The organism is Synechococcus sp. CC9605, from assembly GCF_000012625.1.
In the GTDB taxonomy this organism is placed as follows: Bacteria; Cyanobacteriota; Cyanobacteriia; order PCC-6307; family Cyanobiaceae; genus Parasynechococcus.
In genome coordinates this window covers 2,224,766-2,248,422 of the sequence record NC_007516.1, presented here as the reverse complement: position 1 = coordinate 2,248,422, position 23,657 = coordinate 2,224,766, and the positions used below count along the sequence as shown (strand labels likewise).

General features: G+C 65.3%; 28 protein-coding genes. 16 read left to right on the top strand and 12 right to left on the bottom strand.

The genetic code is table 11. From position 1 onward, the window contains the following. Window positions 1-66: 66 nt before the first annotated feature. Both grxC and gshB read left to right on the top strand, forming a co-directional pair. The gene (gene grxC / locus SYNCC9605_RS12195) at window positions 67-324 is read left to right on the top strand and encodes a glutaredoxin 3 (RefSeq protein ID WP_011365369.1); all 258 of its coding nucleotides are present in this window, start codon (window positions 67-69) and stop codon (window positions 322-324) included. Between the two features lie 3 nt (window positions 325-327). After that, the gene (gene gshB / locus SYNCC9605_RS12190) at window positions 328-1,251 is read left to right on the top strand and encodes a glutathione synthase (RefSeq protein ID WP_011365368.1); all 924 of its coding nucleotides are present in this window, start codon (window positions 328-330) and stop codon (window positions 1,249-1,251) included. Here gshB and SYNCC9605_RS12185 read toward each other — a convergent pair. After that, window positions 1,218-2,624: an isochorismate synthase gene (locus SYNCC9605_RS12185; protein WP_011365367.1), complete on the bottom strand. Its 1,407-nt coding sequence runs from the start codon at window positions 2,622-2,624 to the stop codon at window positions 1,218-1,220. The two genes, gshB and SYNCC9605_RS12185, sit on opposite strands and share 34 nt — an antisense overlap. Window positions 2,625-2,694: 70 nt before the next feature. On the opposite strand from SYNCC9605_RS12185, the gene menA reads away from it, so the two are divergent. From menA to SYNCC9605_RS12170, 3 genes are read left to right on the top strand one after another with little or no spacing between them, the layout of a single operon-like run. Continuing rightward, on the top strand, window positions 2,695-3,639 hold the full coding sequence (gene menA / locus SYNCC9605_RS12180; protein WP_011365366.1) for a 2-carboxy-1,4-naphthoquinone phytyltransferase: 945 nt from the start codon (window positions 2,695-2,697) through the stop codon (window positions 3,637-3,639). Further along, window positions 3,636-4,604 (top strand): o-succinylbenzoate synthase, encoded by a 969-nt coding sequence (gene menC, locus SYNCC9605_RS12175; RefSeq protein WP_011365365.1) that lies wholly within the window; start codon window positions 3,636-3,638, stop codon window positions 4,602-4,604. The genes menA and menC overlap by 4 nt, the downstream gene beginning before the upstream one ends. Then, complete coding sequence (locus tag SYNCC9605_RS12170) at window positions 4,601-5,767, top strand: AMP-binding protein (RefSeq protein ID WP_011365364.1); 1,167 nt, start codon at window positions 4,601-4,603, stop codon at window positions 5,765-5,767. Before menC ends, SYNCC9605_RS12170 begins: the two co-directional genes overlap by 4 nt. Here the strand turns inward: SYNCC9605_RS12170 and SYNCC9605_RS12165 are convergent. Beyond that, window positions 5,738-6,187, bottom strand: coding sequence for an acyl-CoA thioesterase (locus tag SYNCC9605_RS12165; RefSeq protein WP_011365363.1), 450 nt, complete (start codon window positions 6,185-6,187; stop codon window positions 5,738-5,740). The two genes, SYNCC9605_RS12170 and SYNCC9605_RS12165, sit on opposite strands and share 30 nt — an antisense overlap. Before the next feature lie 59 nt (window positions 6,188-6,246). Between SYNCC9605_RS12165 and SYNCC9605_RS12160 the strand changes: the two genes are divergently transcribed. Continuing rightward, entirely contained in the window at window positions 6,247-6,924 is a 678-nt protein-coding gene (locus tag SYNCC9605_RS12160) for a hypothetical protein (protein WP_011365362.1), read from the top strand. Between the two features lie 4 nt (window positions 6,925-6,928). On the opposite strand, the gene SYNCC9605_RS12155 is transcribed toward SYNCC9605_RS12160, so the two are convergent. Together SYNCC9605_RS12155 and SYNCC9605_RS12150 are read right to left on the bottom strand one after the other, a co-directional pair. Beyond that, complete coding sequence (locus tag SYNCC9605_RS12155; protein ID WP_011365361.1) at window positions 6,929-7,291, bottom strand: DUF2752 domain-containing protein; 363 nt, start codon at window positions 7,289-7,291, stop codon at window positions 6,929-6,931. A gap of 24 nt (window positions 7,292-7,315) precedes the next feature. Further along, window positions 7,316-8,500 carry an NAD(P)H-quinone oxidoreductase subunit H gene (locus SYNCC9605_RS12150; protein WP_011365360.1) on the bottom strand — a complete coding sequence of 395 codons (1,185 nt, stop codon included), beginning with the start codon at window positions 8,498-8,500 and terminating at the stop codon, window positions 7,316-7,318. Window positions 8,501-8,554: 54 nt separating this feature from the next. Between SYNCC9605_RS12150 and rsmH the strand changes: the two genes are divergently transcribed. Then, the gene (gene rsmH / locus SYNCC9605_RS12145; RefSeq protein ID WP_011365359.1) at window positions 8,555-9,439 is read left to right on the top strand and encodes a 16S rRNA (cytosine(1402)-N(4))-methyltransferase RsmH; all 885 of its coding nucleotides are present in this window, start codon (window positions 8,555-8,557) and stop codon (window positions 9,437-9,439) included. Here rsmH and SYNCC9605_RS12140 read toward each other — a convergent pair. Beyond that, the gene (locus tag SYNCC9605_RS12140) at window positions 9,436-10,245 is read right to left on the bottom strand and encodes a hypothetical protein (RefSeq protein ID WP_011365358.1); all 810 of its coding nucleotides are present in this window, start codon (window positions 10,243-10,245) and stop codon (window positions 9,436-9,438) included. The two genes, rsmH and SYNCC9605_RS12140, sit on opposite strands and share 4 nt — an antisense overlap. A 33-nt stretch (window positions 10,246-10,278) precedes the next feature. Beyond that, entirely contained in the window at window positions 10,279-11,412 is a 1,134-nt protein-coding gene (locus SYNCC9605_RS12135) for a cysteine desulfurase family protein (protein WP_071813069.1), read from the bottom strand. Between the two features lie 65 nt (window positions 11,413-11,477). Here SYNCC9605_RS12135 and SYNCC9605_RS12130 point away from each other — a divergent pair, with 65 nt between their 5' ends. From SYNCC9605_RS12130 to SYNCC9605_RS12120, 3 genes are read left to right on the top strand one after another with little or no spacing between them, the layout of a single operon-like run. Continuing rightward, window positions 11,478-11,978 (top strand): hypothetical protein, encoded by a 501-nt coding sequence (locus SYNCC9605_RS12130; RefSeq protein WP_257929473.1) that lies wholly within the window; start codon window positions 11,478-11,480, stop codon window positions 11,976-11,978. A 39-nt stretch (window positions 11,979-12,017) separates the two neighbouring features. Continuing rightward, window positions 12,018-12,755, top strand: coding sequence for a response regulator transcription factor (locus tag SYNCC9605_RS12125; protein WP_011365355.1), 738 nt, complete (start codon window positions 12,018-12,020; stop codon window positions 12,753-12,755). Beyond that, the gene (locus tag SYNCC9605_RS12120) at window positions 12,752-13,699 is read left to right on the top strand and encodes a pseudouridine synthase family protein (protein ID WP_011365354.1); all 948 of its coding nucleotides are present in this window, start codon (window positions 12,752-12,754) and stop codon (window positions 13,697-13,699) included. The genes SYNCC9605_RS12125 and SYNCC9605_RS12120 overlap by 4 nt, the downstream gene beginning before the upstream one ends. Here SYNCC9605_RS12120 and bchM read toward each other — a convergent pair. Both bchM and SYNCC9605_RS12110 read right to left on the bottom strand, forming a co-directional pair. Then, on the bottom strand, window positions 13,663-14,376 hold the full coding sequence (gene bchM, locus SYNCC9605_RS12115; RefSeq protein WP_011365353.1) for a magnesium protoporphyrin IX methyltransferase: 714 nt from the start codon (window positions 14,374-14,376) through the stop codon (window positions 13,663-13,665). The two genes, SYNCC9605_RS12120 and bchM, sit on opposite strands and share 37 nt — an antisense overlap. A gap of 27 nt (window positions 14,377-14,403) precedes the next feature. Further along, window positions 14,404-15,591, bottom strand: coding sequence for an N-acetylglucosamine-6-phosphate deacetylase (locus tag SYNCC9605_RS12110; protein WP_011365352.1), 1,188 nt, complete (start codon window positions 15,589-15,591; stop codon window positions 14,404-14,406). Between the two features lie 11 nt (window positions 15,592-15,602). On the opposite strand from SYNCC9605_RS12110, the gene purE reads away from it, so the two are divergent. From purE to SYNCC9605_RS12095, 3 genes are read left to right on the top strand one after another with little or no spacing between them, the layout of a single operon-like run. After that, window positions 15,603-16,154: a 5-(carboxyamino)imidazole ribonucleotide mutase gene (gene purE, locus SYNCC9605_RS12105; RefSeq protein ID WP_011365351.1), complete on the top strand. Its 552-nt coding sequence runs from the start codon at window positions 15,603-15,605 to the stop codon at window positions 16,152-16,154. Continuing rightward, the gene (locus SYNCC9605_RS12100; protein ID WP_011365350.1) at window positions 16,154-16,783 is read left to right on the top strand and encodes a hypothetical protein; all 630 of its coding nucleotides are present in this window, start codon (window positions 16,154-16,156) and stop codon (window positions 16,781-16,783) included. The genes purE and SYNCC9605_RS12100 overlap by 1 nt, the downstream gene beginning before the upstream one ends. Window positions 16,784-16,804: 21 nt before the next feature. Further along, window positions 16,805-17,890, top strand: coding sequence for an AI-2E family transporter (locus SYNCC9605_RS12095; protein ID WP_011365349.1), 1,086 nt, complete (start codon window positions 16,805-16,807; stop codon window positions 17,888-17,890). On the opposite strand, the gene cysC is transcribed toward SYNCC9605_RS12095, so the two are convergent. Then, a complete protein-coding gene (gene cysC, locus SYNCC9605_RS12090) occupies window positions 17,850-18,494 on the bottom strand; it encodes an adenylyl-sulfate kinase (protein ID WP_011365348.1) in 645 nt (214 codons plus the stop codon). The genes SYNCC9605_RS12095 and cysC overlap by 41 nt on opposite strands. 31 nt (window positions 18,495-18,525) lie before the next feature. Continuing rightward, window positions 18,526-18,852, bottom strand: a complete 327-nt coding sequence (locus SYNCC9605_RS12085; RefSeq protein WP_011365347.1) for a translation initiation factor — start codon at window positions 18,850-18,852, stop codon at window positions 18,526-18,528. 99 nt (window positions 18,853-18,951) lie between these two features. Here SYNCC9605_RS12085 and trpB point away from each other — a divergent pair, with 99 nt between their 5' ends. Next, window positions 18,952-20,208 (top strand): tryptophan synthase subunit beta, encoded by a 1,257-nt coding sequence (gene trpB, locus SYNCC9605_RS12080; protein WP_011365346.1) that lies wholly within the window; start codon window positions 18,952-18,954, stop codon window positions 20,206-20,208. 10 nt (window positions 20,209-20,218) lie between these two features. On the opposite strand, the gene SYNCC9605_RS12075 is transcribed toward trpB, so the two are convergent. Next, complete coding sequence (locus SYNCC9605_RS12075) at window positions 20,219-21,193, bottom strand: HrcA family transcriptional regulator (RefSeq protein WP_011365345.1); 975 nt, start codon at window positions 21,191-21,193, stop codon at window positions 20,219-20,221. Next, window positions 21,193-21,549 carry a rhodanese-like domain-containing protein gene (locus tag SYNCC9605_RS12070; RefSeq protein WP_011365344.1) on the bottom strand — a complete coding sequence of 119 codons (357 nt, stop codon included), beginning with the start codon at window positions 21,547-21,549 and terminating at the stop codon, window positions 21,193-21,195. Before SYNCC9605_RS12070 ends, SYNCC9605_RS12075 begins: the two co-directional genes overlap by 1 nt. A gap of 53 nt (window positions 21,550-21,602) precedes the next feature. On the opposite strand from SYNCC9605_RS12070, the gene SYNCC9605_RS12065 reads away from it, so the two are divergent. Both SYNCC9605_RS12065 and sixA read left to right on the top strand, forming a co-directional pair. Then, on the top strand, window positions 21,603-23,183 hold the full coding sequence (locus SYNCC9605_RS12065; protein WP_198002455.1) for a DUF3352 domain-containing protein: 1,581 nt from the start codon (window positions 21,603-21,605) through the stop codon (window positions 23,181-23,183). Next, window positions 23,161-23,649 (top strand): phosphohistidine phosphatase SixA, encoded by a 489-nt coding sequence (gene sixA / locus SYNCC9605_RS12060; protein ID WP_011365342.1) that lies wholly within the window; start codon window positions 23,161-23,163, stop codon window positions 23,647-23,649. The genes SYNCC9605_RS12065 and sixA overlap by 23 nt, the downstream gene beginning before the upstream one ends. Window positions 23,650-23,657: the final 8 nt, after the last annotated feature.

Below are 23,657 nucleotides of genomic sequence, written 5' to 3'. Positions count from 1 at the left end.
TGATCAGCCTCTGACGCTATCAGCGCAGTTGCTGCATAGGATCCGACCACTGGCATCACCAACGCAATGGCCAAGGTTGAGATCTACACCTGGCGCACCTGCCCGTTCTGCGTCCGCGCCAAGGGGCTCTTGGATCGCAAGGGAGTGAGCTACACCGAACACAGCGTGGATGGGGATGAGCCCGCTCGGGATGCCATGGCGGCCCGGGGTGATGGTCGCCGCAGCGTTCCGCAGGTGTACATCGACGATCGCCACATTGGCGGTTGCGATGACCTCCACGCCCTGGATCGTGGCGGTGAGCTTGATGCGCTGCTGAAGGCCTGATCAATGCGCCAGCTGTTCGTTCTGGATCCGCTGGGGCAGATCAATCCAGCCAAGGATTCCTCCGCTGCACTAATGCAGGCCGCCCATCGCGCTGGCGATGAGGTGTGGGCCTGCACGCCCTCCGATCTGATTGCGCGGGGCGATGAACCCCTTGCGATTGCCTTGCCGGTGACCCCGGAGCCATGGATCACGGTTGGGGTGGCGGAGCGTCAGGCCCTGGCTGGATTTGACGTGATCTGGATGCGGAAGGACCCGCCTGTGGATGAGGCGTATCTCTACGCCACCCATCTGTTGGAGGTTGCCGAGCGCGCTGGAGTCCGGGTGCTCAATCGCCCCAGTGCGCTGCGCAGCTGGAACGAAAAGCTGGGGGCCTTGCGCTTCAGCCGTTGGATGGCTCCCACGCTTGTGGCAGGGCGGGTGTCTGAGCTGCTGTTGTTTGCCCAGGAGCAGCAGGAGATCGTGCTCAAACCCCTGGGGGGTCGTGCAGGCCTGGGGGTGATTCGGGTTAACGGACAGTCGCCGGGCTTGAAGGCCCTGCTGGAACTGGTGACCGAGCAGGAACGCCTGCCGGTGATGGCCCAGGCCTTTCTGCCGTCCGTGAGCGAAGGTGACAAGCGCATCCTGCTGGTGGATGGTGACCCCCTCGGGGCGATCAACCGGCGTCCTTCAGCCGGAGAATTCCGCAGCAATCTGGCGGTGGGTGGCCAGGCGGAAGCCACAGAACTCACCGAGCGGGAACGTCAGATCTGCGCTGCCCTTGCCCCGGCGCTGCGGGCGGAGGGGCTGTTCTTCGTCGGCATCGACGTGATCGGGGGCATGCTCAGCGAAATCAACGTCACCAGCCCCACGGGGGTGCGCGAAGTGGAGCGGTTGATGAACCAGCCGCTGGCGGATCAGACGATCGAGCGGTTGCGCGCGCTGGTCTGAAGTTCCAGCTGGTCCGCCAGCACCGCCAGCTTCAGCCCCACTTCCTGCAGCTCCCGCTCGGCAACGGACCCCCGCACCAGGCCGGCGCCGGCGGTGAGGTCCAGCTCGCAGCCGCGGGCATGACCGCAGCGGATCGCCACCCGTAGTTCCGCATCGCCGGCGCTGTCGATCCAGCCGATCGGCGCCGCATAACTGCCCCGTTCAAACGGTTCGAGGGTTCGCAGCCAGGCCATTGCGTCGCGGCGCGGCAACCCGGCAACGGCGGGGGTGGGATGCAGCTGTTCGGCCAGTGCCAGCACGGGCTGACCATGGGTTTCCGCTGTGATCGGGGTGTGCAGGTGGGTGAGGTTGCCGTGGCGGGCCAGTTGGGGTTGGCGGCGGCGGCGGGGGGTCAACCCGTTGCAGCGCAGTTGGTCGGTGATGGTTTCCACCACCAGTTCGTGTTCGCGGCGGTCCTTGTCGGAGCGCAGCAGTTGCGCCCCGGAATCCCCCTGACCCGCCGTGCCGGCCAGGGCATCACTGCGCAGCCATCCGGCGCGCAGGCTGAGCAGCCGTTCCGGCGACGCACCGAAGAAGGCATCTCCGGCATGGCGCTGCCAGAGGAAGCGGCAGCTGCCGGCTTGCTGCCGCCGCAGCCGTTTCAACAGTGGTAAGGGGTCGAAGGTGTCGGCCAGAACGATGCGGTGCCGTACCGCCAGCACCAGTTTGTGCAGGTCGCCGCTGTTGACCAGATCAATCCCGCGGGTGAGGGCTGTGGCATAGCGCTGCCGCCAGGTTTCCGGTTCTGACGCCGCCACCAGCGCCTGGGGCGTGAGCCGGGTTGGCGTGGCCGGCGTCTTGAGCAGTTGTTCGTGCTTGAGCCAGAGCTGTTCCGCCAGCTCGCGGCAGTCCGCTGCACTGCTCACGACCCCATTCAGCCGCAGCCAGCCCCGGCGTCCCTGACGGCTGAGCTGCCAACGGGGCAGCACCGCCTGCACCGATGGCACCACCGCTTCACTGCGGCGTCGCTCACTCACCTGATCAAAGAAGCGGAAGCGCAGCAGCACCCGAGGCCGTGCATGGGCTGGGCTGTCCGGTGCTGTGTCGTGCAGGCGGCTGAGGCAGAGGTCGGCGAAGCGCTGGGCCTGCTCAAAGCGACGGCTGCCCGCTAGCTCCAGTTCCTGGCAGGGCCCTGCAGCGGCCAGGCACAAACCCGGGGCGCTGTCCCACAGCACCCGCAGGCTTTCCTGATCCGCCAGCTGTGGCAAGGCCAGCAGCGGGTCGATCCCTTCAATTGGCAGGGCCAGGCTGAGCAGCGCTTCATCGCCGTCACAGGCCATCCATCCCCGCTGGGCTGCGGAGAGGAGGGTGCTGAAACAACAATCAGCCGACATCCGCGGCGTTTCCGGCCAGGGTTACTGCTCAAATGTATGGGTCTTCGCCCTGCGGGAACGGGTTCTGTTCATGTCTGACCCACAGGCTGTCGCATCCCGTTACGCCGATCGGCGCCGTTTGTGGAAGGCAGCGATCAAGTGGCCGATGTATTCCGTCGCGGTGATGCCCGTACTGCTGGCCGCTGGATGGCAGCTTGGGGTGGCGGGCTCGCTGAGATGGCTGCAGCTGGGGGGCTTTGTGCTGGCGGCCATCCTGCTGCTGCTCTGGGAAAACCTCAGTAACGATGTTTTTGATGCAGCCACGGGTGTGGATGCCACCGGCAAGCCCCATTCCGTGGTCAACCTCACCGGCCGCCGGGACCGTGTCGCCCAGGGGTCGACTGCCGCGCTGGGGCTGGGGTTGCTGGTGATGGCCGGGTTGGCCTGGAACAGCAGCGGTTCGGTGCTGGCCCTGGTGCTGGTGTGCTGCGGTCTGGGTTACGTGTACCAGGGCCCTCCATTCCGTCTGGGCTACCGCGGCCTGGGTGAGCCCCTGTGCTGGTTGGCCTTTGGGCCCTTCGCCACCGCAGCGGCCCTGGTGGTGTTGCAACCAAGAGGCACGGCGTCAATTCCTTGGGGCACCGCCTTGATCTTGGGGGCAGGTCCCGCCCTGGCGACCACCCTGGTGTTGTTCTGCTCCCACTTCCACCAGGTGGAGGAGGACGCCGCCCACGGCAAACGGTCGCCGGTGGTGCGTCTGGGCACGGCCCGGGCAGCGGTCTTGGTGCCCTGGTTTGTGGCCTTGACGCTGGCGCTGGAGTGGGTGCCCGTGCTGTGTAGGGACTGGCCTCCGACGGTGTTGTTGAGCGCTCTCGGCCTTCCTGCCGGTGTGCAATTGATGCGTCTGCTCCAGCGCCACCACGACCGGCCGGAGTTGATCAGCGGCAGCAAATTTCTGGCCTTGCGTTTCCAGGGCTGGAATGGTCTGGGGCTGAGTGCGGGCCTGGCGCTGGCTCGTGTCTGGACCGGCGGATGACCTTCCGGCTGCAGCGTCGCCGCTTTCGCTTTGCCCTGCTGCAGCCGCTGCGCACGGCATCCGGCGAGCTGCGGGAGCGCTGTGGCTGGTTGCTGCGGCTGGAGAACGATCAGGGGGCCGTGGGCTGGGGCGAAGTGGCTCCGCTTCAGCAGCAGCAGTTCACGGCCTGCGAGCAGGCTCTCGCCGCGCTGCCGGACGAGGTTCTTCAGGCTCAGCTGGAGGCTGTGTTGCGGGAGGCCCCAGGGCCGGTGGGTTTTGGCCTTGGGGCGGCTTTGGCGGAGCTGCAGGGTGTGGTGGGCGTTGCTTCGCCCCAGGACTGGCTGAAGGCCCCTGCCCCGGCGCTGTTGCTGCCGGCTGGCGAGGCGATGCTTTTGGCCCTGGAGGCTGCTGCGGCATCGATGGGTGGCCTGGAGCGCTGCACCTTCAAGTGGAAGGTGGCTACAGCGCCGGATGTTCTGGAGCGTCAGCTGCTCGAGCAGCTGCTCCAGCGGTTGCCGCCTACGGCCCGGTTGCGTCTGGATGCCAATGGCGGCTGGGACCGCAGCACGGCTGAGGCCTGGATGCAGCGGTTGCGCGATGACCCGCACCTGGATTGGTTGGAGCAACCGCTGCCGGTGGAGGATCAAGCCGGCCTGGAGCAATTGGCGGCGCTGGGGCCGGTGGCCCTCGATGAATCGCTCGACCAGCACCCAGAGCTGCGCCGCAGCTGGAGCGGCTGGCAGGTGCGGCGGCCCGCGTTGGAGGGTGATCCACGCCTGCTGTTGCGGGAGCTGCAGGTGGGGCTGCCCCAACGCATGCTGAGCACGGCGTTTGAAACCGGCATCGGTCGGCGCTGGCTGGAGCATCTGGCCGGGCTTCAGGCCCAGGGGCCGACGCCGGCGGCACCGGGCCTGGCCCCCGGTTGGACGCCAGCGGGGCCGATGTTCTCCAACGATCCAGAGCAGGTCTGGGCCGCGGCGGCATGAGCGAGCTCGAGCGGCTGGAGCAGGGGCTGGCGGCAGGGCAGTGGGTGTCCCTTTCGCCCGAGGCGGAAGCGGCCCCCATCGCTCAATTGCCGCCGGGGCCAGGGGTGGTGGTGCGCAGTGGTGGCAGCAGTGGCGGTAGCCGTTGCTGTGCCCAGCCGTCGCTGCATCTGGACCGTTCGGCCGCCGCCACCGCCCATTGGTTGACGGAGATTGGCGTTGACCCTGCCTCCACCCTGCTGCTCAATCCACTGCCGCTGGCCCATGTGAGTGGTCTGATGCCTTGGTGGCGCTCCCGCTGCTGGGGCGTGGGGCATCAGCAGCTGCCGTCAGGGTTGATGAAAACCCCCACCGAATTGCTTGCGTTTTGCCAGGGCCTGTCCGCTTGGGGCAAGAACCCTGCAGTGCTGTCCTTGGTGCCCACGCAGCTGGCGCGTCTGCTGGCCCATCCCGATGGGGTGGCCTTTCTGCAGCAGCTGCAGTTGATCTGGATCGGTGGCGCTGCTCTCCCGGCTCCGTTGGCGGAGCAGGCACGTGCGTTGCAGTTGCCGCTGGCGCCCTGTTATGGCTCAACGGAGACGGCGGCGATGGTGGCGGCGCTGCCTCCGGAGCGTTTTTTGGCTGGCGAGCCTGGGTGTGGGGACCCGCTGATGGATGTGGAACTGCGGCTCGCCACGGATGGGGCGCTGCAAGTGCGCACCGATCGCTTGGCCCTGGGTCGTTGGTGGGCGGATCAGCCGGATCGGTGGGAATCGCTCAGGGATGCCGATGGCTGGTGGCGCTCGGGGGATCTGGCCGCGTTGACCCCTGGTCTCCAGATTGCGGGGCGCATCGATGGCGCCATTCACTCCGGTGGCGAAACCGTGTTCCCCGAGCAGCTGGAGCAGCGCTTGATGGCGGCGCTGCAGGCGGCATCGCTCCCGGTGAACGCCGTGCTACTCCTTGGTGTGGACGATCCGGAGTGGGGGCAGCGGCTGGTGGCCCTGGTGGGCAGCTCTGACGCTGCGGTGCTGCAGCGCCTTGAGCTGCTGACGCGGCCCTGGCCAGCGGCGGAAACGCCGCGGCGCTGGTTGTTGTGTCCCGACCTGGCCCCCAATGCGCTTGGGAAATGGCAGCGCCAGTGCTGGCGGGAGTGGTTAGAGCGGTTGGATACGGCCGAGGCTTGATGCTTCCAGCCAACGGTCCACCCCATCGGGCAGGGCACAACGGCGCCGGCTGTTGGCGTCGATGGCCACATGGCGCAGGCAGCCTGAGGCGACCAGCTGCTCGTTCAGCAGCACCTGGCTGTTCACCACAAAACTGCTGGGATCGAGCCGTTCCGGTTTCAGGCGGATCAGCAGCTTGTCGCCCACCTGCACCGGGGCGCGGTAATCGGCATGGCAGTGCACGATCGGCAACGCCACGCTCGGTTGCTCTCTGCGGCCGCCGGGAAAAACCGATCCCGCCGTTAAGCCATAGCGTTCCAGGCTTTCCTCCCAGGCCTGGTGGCACCAGCCCAGCAGCTGCTGAAAGTGCATTACGCCGGCGGCGTCGGTGTCGCTGAAGCGCACGGTTCGGCTCAGCTCCAGCCAGGGGGCAGAGGTCATGGCGATGTGTTGTTCGAGCCGGTGCCGACTGTCACCCTGACAGAAATCCCGCCTGAAGCATGGCCGCGCCGATTGCTCATGAGCCCCCTTCCATTCAGAAGGCCTGGCAGGCCTTCCTGCAGCACATTCCCGTGGTGCTGGTGAGCTGGGTGGGCTCCATCGTGCTGTCGCTGTTGGCTGTTCTGGTCTACGGCCTCACCCTCGTTGTGATGTCCGCGATCCTCGGCAGCAGCGATGCGGCAGTAGGGCTCGGGGCGGTGCTCGCCCAACTTGTTCAGCTGCCTCTCTCGATCCTCGCCAGCCTGCTGTCGGTGTTGTTGGTGGCTGTCCCTGCCCTCTACTACGAACGCGGGGAGGTCGTGACGATTTCAGTGGCTGCTCAGCTGCTCAGCGGCCGTTGGTGGCGTTACGTCCTGGCGGGGCTGTTCTTTTCGCTGGTCACCACCATTGGCTTTCTGCTCTGCATCCTTCCCGGGCTTGCGATGGCTTTGGTCACGCCGGTGTTCGTCAATCGCATCTTCGTCACCGAGATGAGCATCGGTGAAGCCTTTGCTAACTCGTTCCAGGTGGTCTACCGCTCGCAGAACGGCTTGAGCTTTGTGGGCCTAGAGGTTTTGGTGGGCATCGTTGTGGGGCTGCTGGCTCTGCTGACCTGTGGTCTGGGCGGCTTTGTGGTGATTCCCATGGCCAGCTTCTTCCTTCAAAACGTCGCCTATGAGCGCGGCCTGTTGCGCTGAGCGCTCAGCCGCTGGGCCAACCGTTGGTGCTCAGGCGCAGCAGCCAGTAGCTGATCAACCCTCCACCAACAAGCGGAAGGGGCCAAAGGGGCATGCCCCTGGGGATGAGGCGTCGTTGCCGGAGGGCCACCACACTCCAGAGCACCAGCACAACGGCAACCACTGGGCCGAAGAGATGCCATTGCAGTGATCCGCTCAGATCACCGGTAAGAGCTGCCGCAGTTGCACGGGTGAGAAAGCAGGTGGGGCAGGGCACGCCAGTGAGGGCCCTCAGCGGACAGCCCAGGCCTGGAAGGCCTGGATGCAAGCCCTTGAGCCATAACGCGCCAGTCAGGGTCGCGGGGATCAGGTAGCCCGCGCGTTGCAACCGCCGCAGAAAACGATTCAGAGATCAGCGATCCACCGATCCCATGATCACGTCGATGGAACCGAGGATGGCCATGATGTCGGCCACCTTGTGTCCCTTGAGGATGTGGGGAAGGATCTGCAGGTTGTTGCTGTCGGCAGCGCGGATCTTGAAGCGCCAGGGGGTGACGTCGTTGTTGCCCTGGATGAACACGCCGATCTCGCCCTTGCCCGACTCCAGCCGGGTGTACAGCTCGCCGTTGGGGATCTTGAAGGTGGGCGCCACCTTCTTGGCCACGTACTGGAAGTCGAAACCGGCGGCGTCGCTGCCCTTGCCTTCGTTGAGACGCTTGGCCTCGAGGTTTTCGGTCGGGCCGCCGGGGATCATGTCGCAGGCCTGGCGCAGGATCTTGAGCGACTGGCGCATTTCTTCGATGCGCACGCGATAGCGGGCGTAGCAGTCGCCTTCCTTCTCCCAGGCCACCTGCCAGTCGAAGTCGTCGTAGCACTCGTAGTGATCCACCTTGCGCAGATCCCAGGGCACACCGGAGGCGCGCAGCATCGGGCCGGAGAGGCTCCAGTTGATGGCGTCTTCCTTCTCGATCCTTCCCAGTCCTTCAATCCGGCGCCGGAAAATCGGGTTGTTGGTGATCAGCTTTTCGTATTCATCAATCTTGGGGCCGAACCAGTCGCAGAAATCGCGGCACTTTTCCAGCCAGCCCCATGGCAGGTCCGCGGCGACGCCGCCGATGCGGAAATAGTTGTTGTTGATCAGCCGCTGGCCGGTGGCGGCTTCCCAGAGGTCGTAGATCATCTCCCGCTCGCGGAAGATGTAGAAGAACGGTGTCTGGGCGCCCACGTCAGCGAGGAAGGGTCCAAGCCAGAGCAGGTGATTGGCGATGCGGTTGAGTTCCAGCATCAGCACCCGGATGTAGCTCGCCCGCTTGGGCACTGGGATGTTCGCCAGTTTTTCCGGGGCGTTCACCACGATCGCCTCGTAGAACATCCCCGCCGCGTAGTCCATGCGGCTCACGTAGGGCACGAACATCACGTTCGTGCGGTTCTCGGCGATCTTCTCCATGCCGCGATGGAGGTAACCGATCACCGGTTCGCAGTCGACCACGTCCTCACCATCGAGGGTGACCACGAGCCGCAGCACCCCGTGCATGGAGGGGTGGTGGGGCCCGAAGTTCACCACCATGGGCTCCGTGCGCGTTTCCAGCTGCGTCATGGGAGCGGTGGTCCGATTGATGTGTAGATCTTAAGGAGTCTTCGCCTGTGGCTTGTGCCCCCCTTCAGCCATGTGCCCGTGCTGGCCGATGCGGTGCTGGATGCAGCCCGGCGGATTCCCCGTCCGGATGGCCTGTTGATCGATGCCACTCTCGGTGGCGGTGGCCACAGCGCCCTGTTGCTGGAACAGCATCCCGGCTTGCGATTGATCGGTTTGGACCAGGACGCCACGGCCCGGGCCGCGGCGGCGGAGCGTCTGGCCTCCTTCGGCGATCGCGTCTCGATCGTGGCCACCAACTTTGCCGATTACGTGCCGCCAGAGCCCGCTGTGATGGTGCTGGCGGATCTGGGGGTGAGCAGCCCGCAGCTGGATGTGGCGGAGCGCGGCTTCAGTTTTCGCCTGGATGGTCCCTTGGACATGCGGATGAATGCTGGAGGTGAAGGGGAGACTGCGGCTGAGCTGATTGATCGCCTGGAGGAGAACGAGCTCGCGGATCTGATCTATGGCTACGGGGAGGAGCGGCTGTCCCGCCGCATCGCTCGGCGGATCAAAGCCGATCTCAAAGACAGGGGTTCCTATGACGGCACCGCGGCCTTGGCCTACGCCGTGGCCGGTTGCTATCCCCCCAAGTCGCGGCGGGGGCGGATTCATCCCGCCACCCGCACTTTTCAGGCCCTGCGGATTGCCGTGAACGATGAGTTGGGGGTGCTCGATCGTCTACTCCAGCAAGCCCCTGACTGGCTCGAGCCCGATGGTCTTCTGGGAATCATTAGCTTCCATTCCTTGGAAGACCGCCGCGTCAAAACCGCCTTTCTGCGCGATGAGCGCTTGCAACGGATCACCCGCAAGCCGGTGGTGGCCACCGAGCAGGAGGAGGAGGCCAATCCCCGCACCCGCAGTGCCAAGTGGCGCGTGGCCCAGCGTCTGGCCGCTGCTTAGCGGTCGCTCATGAACCCGGCGGCATCGTCATCGCCTAACAACTGGCGATAGGCGGAAGCAGTGAGGCCAGACACCACAGGAACGGCCGCCAGCAGGCCGAATCCGCAGGCCACAAAGCCCAGCGCCAAAACCCCCAGCTGCAGCACCAGCAGGCCAAACACCGTCCACCAGTGCTGCTGAACCGTGGTGAAGCCCGCTTGCAGGGCCTGGATGGGGCCGAGGCCCTTCATCACGGCCAGGTAGCCCAGAAAAGCCTGTTTCACCTGGATGTACAGGCTCAAGACACTGCCGAGCAATAGGAGCAGCATCGCGACGGGGCTGCTCAGCAGCTGCAATCCCAAAGCCTGGAGCGCAGCCAGCAACACCGGCAGTTGGCTGGGGTCTGACCCATCAGCTCTCACGCTCAGGCTCACCAGGTCCTCCACCAAGGGGCTCGCCTGCGCTGCATTCACCGCCAAGGCGAACGCTGCGCCGCTGATCAGTGTCAGCAACAGCCCCAGAACAAACTGACGGCTGAACAGGCGCCATGTCGCTCCTGGATTAAGTTTGATCAGATCGCCAAAGGTCGGTTGTTTGCCCTGCAAGCCGAGCCAGACCCCGCGCATCAATCCGATCGAGACCCAGAGATTGATCAAACCGCTGGTCAGTCTGTTGGCGGGGGCGGGCAGCCAGTCGAGCGCCAGGTTGCAGCCGAAGCTGAGCAGCACAAAGCCCACAAATGGCCAAGGGCTGCGCTGGAACACCTGCCAACCGTCCTGCAGGGCTTGCCCTAAGGAAAGTCCTGTCTGGGAGGGGGTGCTGGCCATGGCGTCCAGGCAGCTGCGCGGACGTTAGGGAGCTCAAGCTTTGGTGGCAGCAACGGCGTCGGTGATTGCGGCGATGGCCTGATCCACGTCGGTGGCTGTGGTGTCGCGCCCCAGGCTCAACCGCAAAGAGGCTTCGGCTTCAGCGCGCGAGCGGCCGATCGCTTGCAGCACGTGGGATGGGGCGCCGTTGCTGCAGGCGGAGCCACTGCTGCAGGCCAGGTGGGGGCGCAGGGCCCGGTGCAGGCGGCTGCCGTTCACCCCGGGCAGGCTGATGTTGAGGTTGTGGGGAAGACGCGGCTGCAGGGCTCCATTGAGCAGCACCCCCGGGAGGCGCCGCTGCAGGCCTTCCCAGAGCTGATCGCGCAGCTTCTGAAGCCGGCTGTTGCGCTGATCCTGCTCCTGCAGAGCCAGGCGGGCGGCGGCGGCAAAGCCCACGATCAAGGCGGTGGGCAGGGTGCCGGCCCGGAGTCCCGCCTCCTGGCCGCCCCCCCACTGCAGCGGTTCGATCGCGATGCCTTCCCGCAGCACCAGGGCGCCGATGCCCTTGGGTCCGTAGATCTTGTGGGCACTCAGGCTGAGCAGATCAACCCCCACGGCATCGGGGTTGAGTGGCCACGTCCCGAAGGCCTGGGCCCCATCGCTGTGCAGGGTGATGCCATGGCTGCGGCAAACAGCTCCCAGCTGCTCGAGCGGCTGAAGCACGCCGATTTCGTTGTTGGCTGCCATCACGCTCACCAGCCGCGTCTCGGGGGTGATCGCCGCCTCCAGCTGCTCGGGGCTGATCAGTCCATAGGGGCCTGGGGTCAGCAGGGTGACGCTGAACCCTTCCCGTTGCAGCTGCTGGAGCGGATCGAGCACGGCGTGGTGTTCGGTGGCCACGCTGATCAGATGCGCCTTGCCCAGGGCGCGGGCATGGCCCAGCAGCGCCAGGTTGTTGGCTTCGGTGGCGCCACTGGTGAACACCAGCCGTTCCGGGTTCACCCCCAACGTCTCCGCCAACTGGCGCCGCGCCAGCTTCACCGCTGCAGAGGCGCTGAGGCCGAGCCGATGCTGCCGGCTGGAGGGATTGCCCCAGTCCGCACTCCAGAAGGGTGCCATCGCCTCCACCACCTCAGCCGCACAGGGGGTGGTGGCCTGGAAATCAAAGGCGAGAGCGGAGCCGTTCAGGACGATTCAGGCAGATGTTGCGATCATGGTGCTGCATTGCGAACAGTGCTGGTATGGGTCTGCGGATGCCGATGGCTCTCCTGGGTTTGGGGGGGCTGATTTGGGCGCAGCCCGTGAGTGGTTTCGATCGTGAGCAGGTGCTGGAGCAGATGCGGCAATCGCGGCCATCCGATCTCAAGGTGCTGATCGAACGCCCAGCTCCCGTCGGCACCCTGTCGCTCGGCATCTATGGAGTCAAGCCAGCGCCGTCGAATCCCGACACCCGCAGTTATCAGCTGTGGGAGGAGTCGGCGTCGGATCTGAACGTCTATGTGGAGAGCGTCAACTGCTCCACCGAGAAGCCCTTGCGGGTGAAACGCACGCCATCGGCGGTCTACGTGCGCACCCTCAATCCCGGCGGGCCGATCACTGACGTGAACCGGGAGGATCACCTGGTGTGGTGGGCGGCCTGTGTGCCTGAGGTGACGGGAACCGACCCTGCCACGTTGCGTCAGAAAGCACTGGATCTGGGCTTTTCCACCCTGATACCCGAACAGCAGGAGCAGTTACCCGCACTGGCCCGCTGAGCGCGCGCTCCATACATTGCGACCAGAGCGATTCCAGCCATGAGCGACGCGCCCACCCCCACCGCTGAATCCGCCGAGGCCGTGGCGCCCGCTCCGCGCCTGTTGCTGGTGGACGACGAGCCGGGCCTGCGCGCGGCGGTGCAGGCCTACCTGGAAGACGAAGGCTTTGAGGTGACCACCGCGGTGGATGGGGAAGAAGGCTTCGCCAAGGCGCAGCAGATGTTGCCGGATGTGGTGATCAGCGACGTGATGATGCCGCGGCTGGATGGCTACGGCCTGCTGCAGAAGCTGCGCGCCGATGAACGGCTCGGAGGCACTCCGGTGATCTTCCTCACTGCCAAGGGGATGACGGCGGACCGCACCCAGGGCTATCTGGCCGGCGTGGACGACTACATCCCCAAGCCCTTCGATCCCGATGAGCTGGTGGCGCGGGTGCGCAACGTGGCCCAGCGCCAGCAACGGCTGCTGCAGGAAGCGGCGCGCTTTGCCGATACGGATATGGGCCAGATGGCCAAGCAGATCACTGAGATCCGCTCGCTGCTGGCCCAGGCCGAAGCGCTGCCTTCCACCGAGCCGGTGGTGCACAGCTTCACGCCGCGGGAGGCGAGTGTGCTCCAGCTGGTGGCGGAAGGCCTGATGAACAAGGAGATTGCCCGCCAGTTGGAGACCTCGATTCGCAACGTCGAGAAGTACGTGAGCCGGTTGTTCAACAAGACGGGCACCTCCAGCCGCACGGAACTGGTGCGCTATGCCCTGGAGCACCGTCTCGTGACTTGAAGCCGGCAGCGCTCAACGACGGCTGGACCTATCACGATCATGTGCCGCGGGCCGCTGCCGGCAACTTGGTGAGCGATTGGTTGGCGGATCGCTATCGCCACTCCGATGCGGCGGTGTGGCAGCAACGGATTGCGGCGGGTGAGTTGGATTGGAACGGCGCACTGCTCTGCAGCGATCGAGCCTTGCAGGGCGGTGAGGCTCTCTGTTGGCGGCGTCCGCCCTGGCTGGAGGAGGCGATCCCGGATCAATGGGATACGATCCACGACGACGGCGACCTGTTGGTGATCAACAAGCCCTCTGGCTTGCCGGTGATGCCCGGCGGTGGTTTTCTCCGCCACACGCTCATGGCCCTGCTCGAACCCACCGGTGCTCGGCCGGTGCACCGCCTGGGACGCTTCACCTCCGGTTTGCAGGTGTGTGCCTGCACCCCGCAAACCCGTGCCCTCTGGTCGAAGCAGTTCCGGCCCGACGGCGGTTGCCGCAAGGTGTATCAGGCCTGGAGCCAGCGGGTGCCCGGCTTGGAGTTGGGGCAGTGCCTGACGGTGAGCAGTGATGTGGTGGAACGGCTGCACCCACTCTTGGGCTGGATCTGGGGGCCCGAACCGCTGAACGATGCGCCGATCCGCAAACGCCTCTCAGCTCACTCCGAATTTGAGCTGTTGGAGCGCACGGCTGAGGGCGATCGCTTGCAGGTGACGATCACCACAGGCCGGCCCCATCAGATCCGTATTCATCTGGCGCAGCTGGGCAGTCCCTTGCTGGGGGATCCGCTGTATCTCCCGGATCGCGAGATTTCAGCAAGCGCAACCCCCGGTGATGGCGGCTATCGGCTGCATGCCTGGCGGCTTTCGGGTCTCCCTCACTTGGGGGATAAAACGTTCCAGGTGAATCCCCCAAGTGAGGGAGATCAGGCTTTGCGGAACTCGATCAAGCGGGAGAAATAGAAGGGGGCCTTGTTCAGGCTGCGGCGCACCAGCTTGAAGCCGCAGGCTTCGGCAGCTTTCACGATCCCGTCTTCCTTGAGGGTGTAGGCCCGGGTTGTTTTGCTGGGGCCGGGAAACAACTGGCCGATGCCCTTCAGCAGCGCCAGCAGCGGCGTGTAAGGCGCAAAGCTCACGATCAGGCGCCCTTCGGTGAGGCTGCAGAGGTGCTTCACCATCTCCTCGGCCGGTTGCTGGGGGTAGTGGATGAACACATCCAGGCAGCACACCGTGTGGAAGGAGCCGCTCAGGCTTTCCAGGTCGCTGGCGAAGAAGTTCAGCTTGGCCATGTCGAGGCCGGCTTCGCGTGCACGGCGCTCCGCTTCCTGGGCCATGGCTTCGGAAATGTCGCTGGCGCTGATCGAGCCGGCCCCCATCGCCGCCAGCGGCAGGCTCAGGCTGCCCACCCCGCAGCCCGCATCACAGAAACTCACGCCGCTGAGTTCATCGCTCTCCTTGATCCAGGCCAGCACTTCATCCACGGTCTTCTGGTGACCGATGCGGATGTTGCGCTGCACCTTGTTCACGTCATCGCTGTCGCTGTAGATGCGGTTCCAGCGGTCGAAACCCGTGGTTTCGAAGTAGCCCTTCACCTCCTTCTTCTCGGCCTGTTTCTGCTCCAGCAGCTGATCGATGGCCATGGCGGAAGGGTTTGCGTCGGCGGGATCCTAAGCAGCGCAGGCCCAGTGCAGCTCACCCTCTTTCTGGTGCCAGCGCAGCAGCTGCGTCAGCGGCCGTCCCACCAGGGCGTCCACGCATCCCGTTGCATCGCCAATCACCCGCCTCGGTACCACCGTGGCGCTCCAGATCGCCGAACTGGGGGCGTCACTCCAGTGGGCCAGCCGTTTGACTCCCTCCAGTTGCGGCAGGGTCACCCCCGCCAGGGTGCCGTCCTCGAGGCGACAGGTGCCGTTCTCCACCAGCAACACCCGCTCATCCCAGCGGTGCTCTCCGTCGGCCAGGCCGTAGGGGGCCAGTGCATCGCTCACCAGCACCGTCTGCTCCGGTGCCAGCCGTTGCAGCAGCACCGCCATCGTGGGGTGCACGTGCACGCCATCGGCGATCAGTCCCAAGGCCACCCCTCCGCGCCTGCAAGCTTCCCCTAGTGGCCCCGGTGCTCGGTGGTGTAACCCCGGCATGGCGTTGAAGGCGTGGGTCAGCATGGCCACCCCCTGATCGAAACCGGTGCTGGCCTGTTCGGCCGTGGCGGCGCTGTGGCCCAGGGCCACGCTGATGCCCAGCTCCCGCAGCCTCCCGATCACCGCAGCGGCTCCCTTCAGTTCGGGGGCCAGGGTCACCAGGGCAATCTCCGTTTCGAAGCCGCCGATTCGTTCCTCGAGAGCCTCCAGGCTGGGGCTGGCCAGGTGTTCACGGGGATGGGCACCGCGGCGGGCTTCGGCCAGAAAGGGACCCTCCAGATGGGCCCCCAGCAGCCGGCAACGGCCGAGTCGGTGTTGCTGCCGCGCCTGCCGCAGCACGGCCATGGCCTGGCGCAGCGGAGCGATGCCGCAGGTCACCAGGGTCGGGGCGATCGCTTCGACCCCATCGCGCCACAACAGCTCAAGGAGTTGCTCCAGCCGGGGCAGATCTCTCTCGCTTAGTTCCGGGAAGGCCAGTCCCAACCCGCCGTTGATCTGCAGGTCAACACCCCGAGGGCTGAGCCAGTCGCCCTTCCAGTCCGCATCGGTTTCTTGAGCCTCTTGTTGCGCCTCGATGCCCATCGCGTCGATGCGGCAGATCAGCCCTTGGTCGTCGAGGTCGACGGCATAGCGCTGGTCTCCCGCCCCGGGCAGGGGGCCAGGCAAACGAACGTTGGTGATCCGGTGCATCAACGCAACACTGGCCGCGGCAGCCATTGGAGGAGACGATGGCAGTCTTGCCCCTCTGCGTTGTGCCGCCAGTGCTCCCCCGTGTTGCCGTTGTGATGGGCAGTGACTCTGACCTGCCCATCATGGAACCCGCCGCCGCCATCCTGCGCGAGCTGGGATTGGAGGTGGAGGTTCGGGTGCTCTCGGCTCACCGAACCCCTTTGGAGATGGTGAACTTCGCTCAAGCCGCCCGGGATCAGGGGTTTGGGGTGATCGTCGCCGGCGCCGGTGGGGCGGCCCATCTCCCCGGCATGGTGGCCGCCCTCACCACGCTGCCCGTGATCGGCGTGCCGGTGAAGAGCCGGGCGCTGTCCGGGGTCGATTCCCTCCACTCGATCGTGCAGATGCCGGGGGGGATTCCGGTGGCCACCGTCGCCATCGGTGGAGGCCTCAATGCCGGCTTGCTGGCAGCCCAGATCCTGTCAGTGGCCGATGCTGGCTTGGCCCAGAAACTTGAGGCCTACCGCAGCAGCCTCCACGATGCTGTGGTGGCCAAGGATGCGCGCCTGGTTGATCTGGGCAGCACGGACTACCTCTCCCAGATGACTTGATGAGTGTTCCTGTTCGTTCCACCCTGCGATCCACGCTGCTTTGGGCGGTGGTGCCGGCGGCCATCCTCTATGCGGTCGCCCTGGTCTGGAGTGGCGCTGAAGGCATCAGCGCCAAGCTGGTGCTGAAGGACTTGGCTCAATCCTGCAAGGCGCCTCTCGGGGAAGGTTTCCTTTCCAGCGTGGGCTATCTGCTTTGGATGGCGGCGGCGGCCATTGCCTTGTTTGCGGCCTCCACTCGGCAGATCCAAGGCTCCGTTTTAAACCGTCAATTTGCCTTCTGCGGAGGTGGTTTCTCGCTCTGGCTATGCCTCGACGACATGTTCCTGGTGCATGACCGCTACCTCGGTGAGGCGTTCCTCTACATCACCTACGCCTTCTTCACCGGACTGCTGTTGTTCCGCTTCCGTGGCCCCCTGCGGCGCTTCGGTGGCGACACCTTTCTGGTTTCCGTGGTGCTGTTGGGTCTGTCGGTTCTGACCGATGCCCTCCAAGGGCTGTGGCCGAATTCCTACGAGACCGTGCAGATCTTTGAGGAGGGTTTCAAGTTCCTCGGGATTGCCGCCTGGCTCAGTTTCTGGTGCCATTACGTCAGTTCCTCCTCCAAGCCGGCCTCCCTTGAGCAGCACTGATCGATTCGCGTCATCGTCTCGATGACGCCCTGGCCAGCCTGGTTGCGGCTTGGTCTTCTGCTGCCGGTGTTGGGCTTGAACGCCTTTGTGCTGAAGCGTTTGCTGGTGCAGTTCGCCCCATTCCCCGGGCTGTTCCTCACCGCGGCTTTGATCGCCTTTTTGTTGGACCTGCCCTGCCGCTGGCTCGCGCAGCGGGGTCTTCCCCGCGCCTGGGCCATCGTCAGTGTGGTCCTAGTGACCCTGGGGCTTCTGGGCTGGGCGGCTGTGGCACTGGTGCCGCTCTTGATTGAACAGCTCAGTCAATTGCTCAGTGCTTCGCCGTCTCTGCTCACCGCGGCAGAGCAGTGGATCGATCGGGCTCAGCTCTGGGCGCTGGACCATGGTCTCCCGGCTGATTTCGCTGACCTCAGCAGCGATCTGGTGGCTCAGTTCAGCCGTCTGGCCACGCAGTTGAGCCAGCGTCTGTTGGGGCTGCTGGGGGCAACGGTGGGTACCACGATCAATGTGGTGATCGTGCTGGTGCTGGCGGTTTTTCTGCTGCTTGGGGCGGATCCGATCGTCGATGGCCTGGCCCGTTGGCTGCCCGACCGTTGGAGGGATCTGGTGCAGACGACCCTCGAACGCACCTTTCGGGGCTATTTCGCTGGCCAGGTGGTGCTGGCGCTGATTCTCAGTGGCGGTCAACTTCTGGTGTTCACCGCCCTGAAAATTCCCTACGGCGTGTTGTTTGCCGTGCTGATCGGCTTCACCACCCTGGTGCCCTATGCCAGTGCCGTGTCGATCGTTTCCGTCAGTGCCGTTCTGGCGGTTCAAGATCCACGCACAGGCCTTGAGCTGCTCGCCGCGGCGATCGTCGTCGGTCAGATCGTAGATCAGGTGATCCAACCGCGGCTGATGGGCAGCATCGTGGGTTTGCAACCGGCCTGGTTGCTGATCGCCTTGCCCATTGGCGCCCGGGTGGGCGCGCTCTATGGCGTGGGGGATCTACTGGGACTGCTGTTGGCGGTGCCGGTGGCCAGTTGCATCAAAACCCTGGCGGATACCGCCAGGGCTGGCGACGGCGAACTCAGGCCGCCGGAATCACCCCACGCTCCTGGAGCGCTTTGATCACCAGCTCGACGGAGTCGGCCAGATCCTGCTTGCCGGTGTCGATTTTGAGTTCGGGCGTTTCCGGTGCTTCATAGGGGCTGGAGATGCCGGTGAATTCCTTGATCTGCCCTGCCCGTGCTTTGGCGTAGAGGCCCTTGGGATCGCGGGATTCGCAGACCTCGAGATCAGCGGCGCAGAACACCTCGAGGAAGTCGCCGTCCTCCACCAGGCCGCGGGCCTTGTCCCGGTCAGCACGGAAGGGCGACACAAACGCGGTCAGCACGATCACGCCCGCATCCAGAAACAGCTTGGCCACTTCACCGATGCGGCGGATGTTCTCCTCACGGTCGGCATCAGAGAAGCCCAGGTCTTTGCAGAGGCCGTGGCGGATGTTGTCCCCATCCAGCACATAGGTGGCGAGCCCTCGCTCAAACAGGGCTGCGTTGACGGCGTTGGCCAGGGTGCTCTTGCCGGAGCCGGAGAGGCCGGTGAACCAAAGAATGGCGCTGCGGTGACCGCGCTGCTTCGAGCGCTCGTCGCGGCCCACGGAGGCTTCATGCCAGGCGATGTTGGTGGACGCACCCTTGTTGGTGAGTTCTCCGTAGGTGGGGCTGGCGGTCATGGCCACGGCATGAAGTGGCGGCCATTCTCCCTTAACCCCCGGCCCGTTTCGGCCGGTAGCCCTCCTTGCTGAGCAGCTCGAGCGCCAGATCCACCTGATTTCCTTGAAGTTCGATCACGCCGTCCTTGGCAGTACCGCCGCTGCCGATGCGTGTTTTGAGCTTCTTCAGCAGCGCCTTGAAGCCGGCAGCATCCAGCTCCAGGCCCCGGATCACTGTGACGGTTTTGCCACCTTTGCCACCGCGGGTGGGCTGCACCCGCACCATTTGCTGCGCCTTGGCTGTGGGCTCTGCTGCAGGCCCGCTCGGTCGTTGCAGGCTTTCGGCACTGCTGAATTCCTGCCAGCCTCCCTTCGGCATCCACCCGTCGCAACCGGCTTGCATTGTCGATGACCGCCCATGCGGCGCTCCATGGCGTGATCGTCTGCTTACGCTGAGCCGACGTTCCGCCGTGGATCCGTGACCAGCACCCTGCCCAACGCCAGCACTCCGGATCCCTCCAGCCTGCAGCCAGCTGTGCGCCCTGGAGCTCATGGACGCTTTGGACGGTTTGGCGGTCAGTACGTGCCCGAAACCCTGATGCCAGCCTTGGCGGAACTGGAGCAGGCTGCGGCTCAGGCCTGGAACGATCCCGCCTTCACCGATGAGCTCAATCGCCTGCTCAAGAACTACGTCGGCCGGGCGACACCGTTGTATGAGGCCGAGCGTCTCACCGCCCACTACCGCCGCGCCGACGGCGGCCCCCGCATCTGGCTGAAGCGGGAAGACCTCAACCACACCGGTGCCCACAAGATCAACAACGCCCTGGGCCAGGCCCTATTGGCCCTGCGCATGGGCAAGAAGCGGATCATTGCCGAAACCGGTGCGGGGCAGCACGGCGTCGCCACGGCCACGGTCTGTGCCCGCTTCGGTCTGGAGTGCGTGATCTACATGGGCGCCGAAGACATGCGCCGTCAGGCCCTCAACGTCTTCCGCATGCGCCTGCTAGGCGCCACGGTGCAACCGGTGACGGCCGGCACCGCCACCCTCAAGGACGCCACTAGTGAAGCGATCCGCGACTGGGTGACCAACGTCGAGACCACCCACTACATCCTGGGATCTGTCGCTGGTCCGCATCCTTACCCAATGTTGGTGCGGGATTTCCATGCTGTGATCGGTGAGGAGTCCAAGCAGCAGTGTCAGGAGGCCTTTGGCCGGCTGCCCGACGTGCTGATGGCCTGTGTTGGCGGAGGCTCCAATGCCATGGGCCTGTTCCATCCCTTTGTGCAGGACATGTCTGTGCGGCTGATCGGTGTTGAGGCCGCTGGTGATGGTGTGGCTAGCGGTCGCCACGCCGCCACGATCACCGAAGGTCGTGCCGGTGTGCTGCACGGGGCCATGAGCCTGCTGCTGCAGGACGGCGACGGTCAGGTGATGGAGGCCCACTCCATCAGTGCAGGTCTCGATTACCCCGGAGTGGGACCGGAGCACAGCTACCTGCGGGAGATCGGGCGTGCTGAGTACGCCGCAGTCACCGACCAACAGGCCCTCGATGCCCTGCGCCTGGTGAGTGAGCTTGAGGGCATCATTCCAGCCCTGGAAACCGCCCACGCCTTCGCTTGGCTTGAGCAGCTTTGCCCCACCCTGGCCGACGGCACGGAAGTGGTCATCAACTGCTCCGGCCGCGGCGACAAGGACGTCAACACCGTGGCGGAGAAGCTTGGGGATCAGCTCTAAGGAGCGGGCCTCAGGCGAGCAGCAACTCCAGGTGGCGGGCCACCCGCTGCACGGCTGCCCGTGCCGTGGCATAGGCCATCCGCATCGGGCCCACCAGGGCCACATGGCCCAGCCCCTCGTTGCAGCGGTAGGGGGCCTGAACCACGGCGCAGGCCTCCAGAGCTGGCTGCGGATGTTCGTCGCCGATCCACACCCGCGCGGACTCACCGCGGCTGATCAAGGTGGCGGGTTGGTCATCGATCAGTTCCAGCAGCGGCCGAAGGCTGGAGGTGCTTTCAAATTCCGGTTCGCTCACCAGCCTTGAGAGGCCATGCACCACCACCTGTGTGGAGTTGGCGGGGGCTGGTTGGTCCAGCGCGTTGCGCAGCACAGCGCCGCTGCGTTGCAGCTGCCTGGGCAGTGCGTCCCAGTTCAGGTCGCCCTGCTCGAGCTGGGCTGACGCCCAGCATTCCATTGCGGTGAGTTCGGCTTCAGCACCGTGGGGCAGACGCAGGTTGAGGTGGCTGGCGCGGCCATTGGCTTCCACCAGCATCACCAGCAGTCGATCACCGCTGGGCACCAGGCGGATTGTCTCCAGTTGCTGGTTCTCCTGCTGCGGTTGGGTGATCAGGCTCATCAGGCCGGTGAAATCCGTCAGCCGCCGAGCCAGATGCATCAGCAGGTCGTCCAGACCGGCCCAACGGAGGCTGAAGCCGGTGAGCTCCCGATCCAGGTGTTGAACGGCGACGCCAGGTTCCGGCAGCAGCGCATCCACGTAATGCCGGTATCCCATCGGACTGGGAACGCGTCCGGCAGATGTGTGCGGCTGATGCAGCAGTCCGCGGCGCTCAAGCGCCCCCATGGCGGAGCGAACGGTGGCGGAGCTGGCAGGGATGCCGAAGCGTTGCACCAGGGTGCGGCTGCCCACCGGTTCCATCGTGTCGACGTAGTGGTGCACCGTCGCCTGAAGCACCTGTTCTTGCCGAAGGGACAGGGGCTTGCTCATCAGTAGCGGGGAACGCTGGGATCCACCTGAAGGCTCCAGGCATCAATGCCTCCCTCAAGGTTCCACACCTCAAGCCCCCAGGGTTGGTCCAGCAGCCACAGGCCGAAGTGGTAGCTGCGAACGCCGGCATGGCAGACCACCACAACGGGTTGATCGCGGTTGAGGTCGGCCTGCAGTGATCCAAGCCATGCATTGGATTGGCTCAGGGGGCGGTGCAGCACCGCACCGGGGAAGGCAGCGATCGCAAGCTCAGCCTCCTCGCGCACATCCACCAGTTGCGGTGAAGGTCGCTCGCTTTGCAGCCATTGCTGCAGTTCAGAGGCTTGGATTGGTTGTGGTTGTTGGGATTGGCCCATGGCGTCATTCTGCGGTGATGGACAAAGATGAGGCGACCCGAGACCGCCGGCCCATGAAGGCCCGCCCTTTCCTCAGCGCTGCCGGCGCTGTGCTGCTGTCGCTGCTTCTGCTGGCCGTTGGCCTGCTCTGGACCATGAACCGCCAGAGCCCCCTGCAGCTGGCGGAGCAGCCGTTGCATCTGCCCCGGGCGGCCCGGTTTGTACCCCGGGATGCTGATCTCTCGCTCCATTGGCTGGCCGATCCAGGACGCTTGCCGGCCTATGCCCAGGCCGTTGCCCCTGCCTCCCAACGCCGCGATGCCAGTGATGGTGCCCGGCAGTGGCGCGAAGGCGTCTTTGCCTTGGCGGGCCTCCAGTTCGGCCTTGAGCTGGAACCCTGGCTTGGCGAGGAGGTCAGTCTCACCCTCACCGATGGGGACGCCAATGCTGGCTGGGTGTTGGCTTTGACCAGTCGGGATGACGACGGCGCCCGGCGCTTTCTGCAACGGTTCTGGCAGACCCGCAGCCTGGCGGGCACTGACCTGCAGATCAGCAGTTACCGCGGAATCGGTGTGATCAGCGGCCAGGGGGCGTTGGTGGGGCATGACCCCCAACCTCTGGCCACAGCCTTGATTGACGATGATCTGCTCCTCGTGGCCTCAGGTCGGGGCGTGCTGGAGCAGGCCCTCGATGTCTCCCAGCTCCCGGATCAGCATCAGCAGGGTGATCAACGCCTTCAGCGTCAGGTGGCTGAGCTCGGTGAAGGCGTGGCTCTGCTCACGGCATCTCCCCATGCCCTTGAGCATTGGTTGCAGGTGCCTGAGCTGGTGGCTCAACGAGACGATCTGAGTGGACTCGTGGCATCACTGCGACCGGAGGGTTCAACCCTGGCGGTGGATGGGCGACTCGGGTTCCGGCAAGCCCTTGGCACCGAGCCCTGGGCTGGACTCACGGATCTGACTGCTTCGGCCGGCGGCCATGCTCGCTGGCTGGCTCAGCTGCAGAATCCAGCCCGTCTGTTGGATCCCAGCGAAAGTCATCCGCTGGCCCAATGGTTCGCTCCATTGCTGGAGAAGCACCTGGCGGACCAGCCGGCAGCAGAGGCTGTTGTGGGGGCCGATGACGGCCCTCTGCTTTGGCAGGACCAACCCGAGGGCTGGCTGCTGGCCACCCGCCCGCAAAGCCCCGCCAGGGATGCGGTGGATGCGCGTCTGCAGGAGCAGGGCCTGACCCGTTCTGAGCTGGAGGGCGATGGCGAGGTGTTGAGCGTGTGGACGCGGCTGGTGCGCCAGCGGGGACGCCAGCCGGGGGTGGATGCTCAATTGGCCGTGGCTCAGGTTCGCTCGTTTGCGTTGAACTGGTGGGGCGAGTCCTTGATGGCGTTGGCGCAGCGCCAGAACGGGCGTGCTCTCCAGCCCCGCTTGAACCAGTGGCAGGAGCTCACAGCCTCCGCCCAACCGGCGCAGGCCCTCCTGCTGGCGGATGAGCCGGCTCGTGCACTGTTGGGGCAATGGCGGCCATGGGCCCTGCTGCAGGTGATGGCGGGGCGGCCCCTTCAGGATCAGGTCCACGGCTTTGCGGTGGCCATCGACGTTGATCGTCAGGAGCAAGGCAGTACCGAGATTCCGTTGCATGCCCGGCTCGAACTTGGCTGACCTGGTCCTATTGCGGCATGGCATCGCCGAACCCCGCCAGGCTGGCCAGGACCATCCGGATCGACCCCTAACCGCCGCTGGCCGTCAGCAAACCCAGCTGGTGATGGCGGCCCTCGTGCAACGGGGGCTGCGGTTGGATCGCCTGCTCTCGAGTCCGTACCGTCGGGCTCTGCAAACGGCGGAACTGGCGATGGAGGCAGGGCTTGCTCCAGAGCTCGCTGTGGATGAACGCCTCCAGCCAGGAGGCGCCCTCAACATGCTGGTGAACGCCTTCGATCAACGGCTTGGCTTGGTCGGCCATGAGCCGGATCTAGGCGATCTGGCCTGCGGTCTTCTGGGATGTGCTCCGGGTTCCCTGGTGCTGAAGAAAGCCGGCGTGATCCAGCTGCGTCGTTCCGCGGGCCAGTGGCAGTTGAAGGCTTTGCTTCGGCCAGCACTGTTGATTGACGATTTAGGTTGCTGTTAGAGGCAATC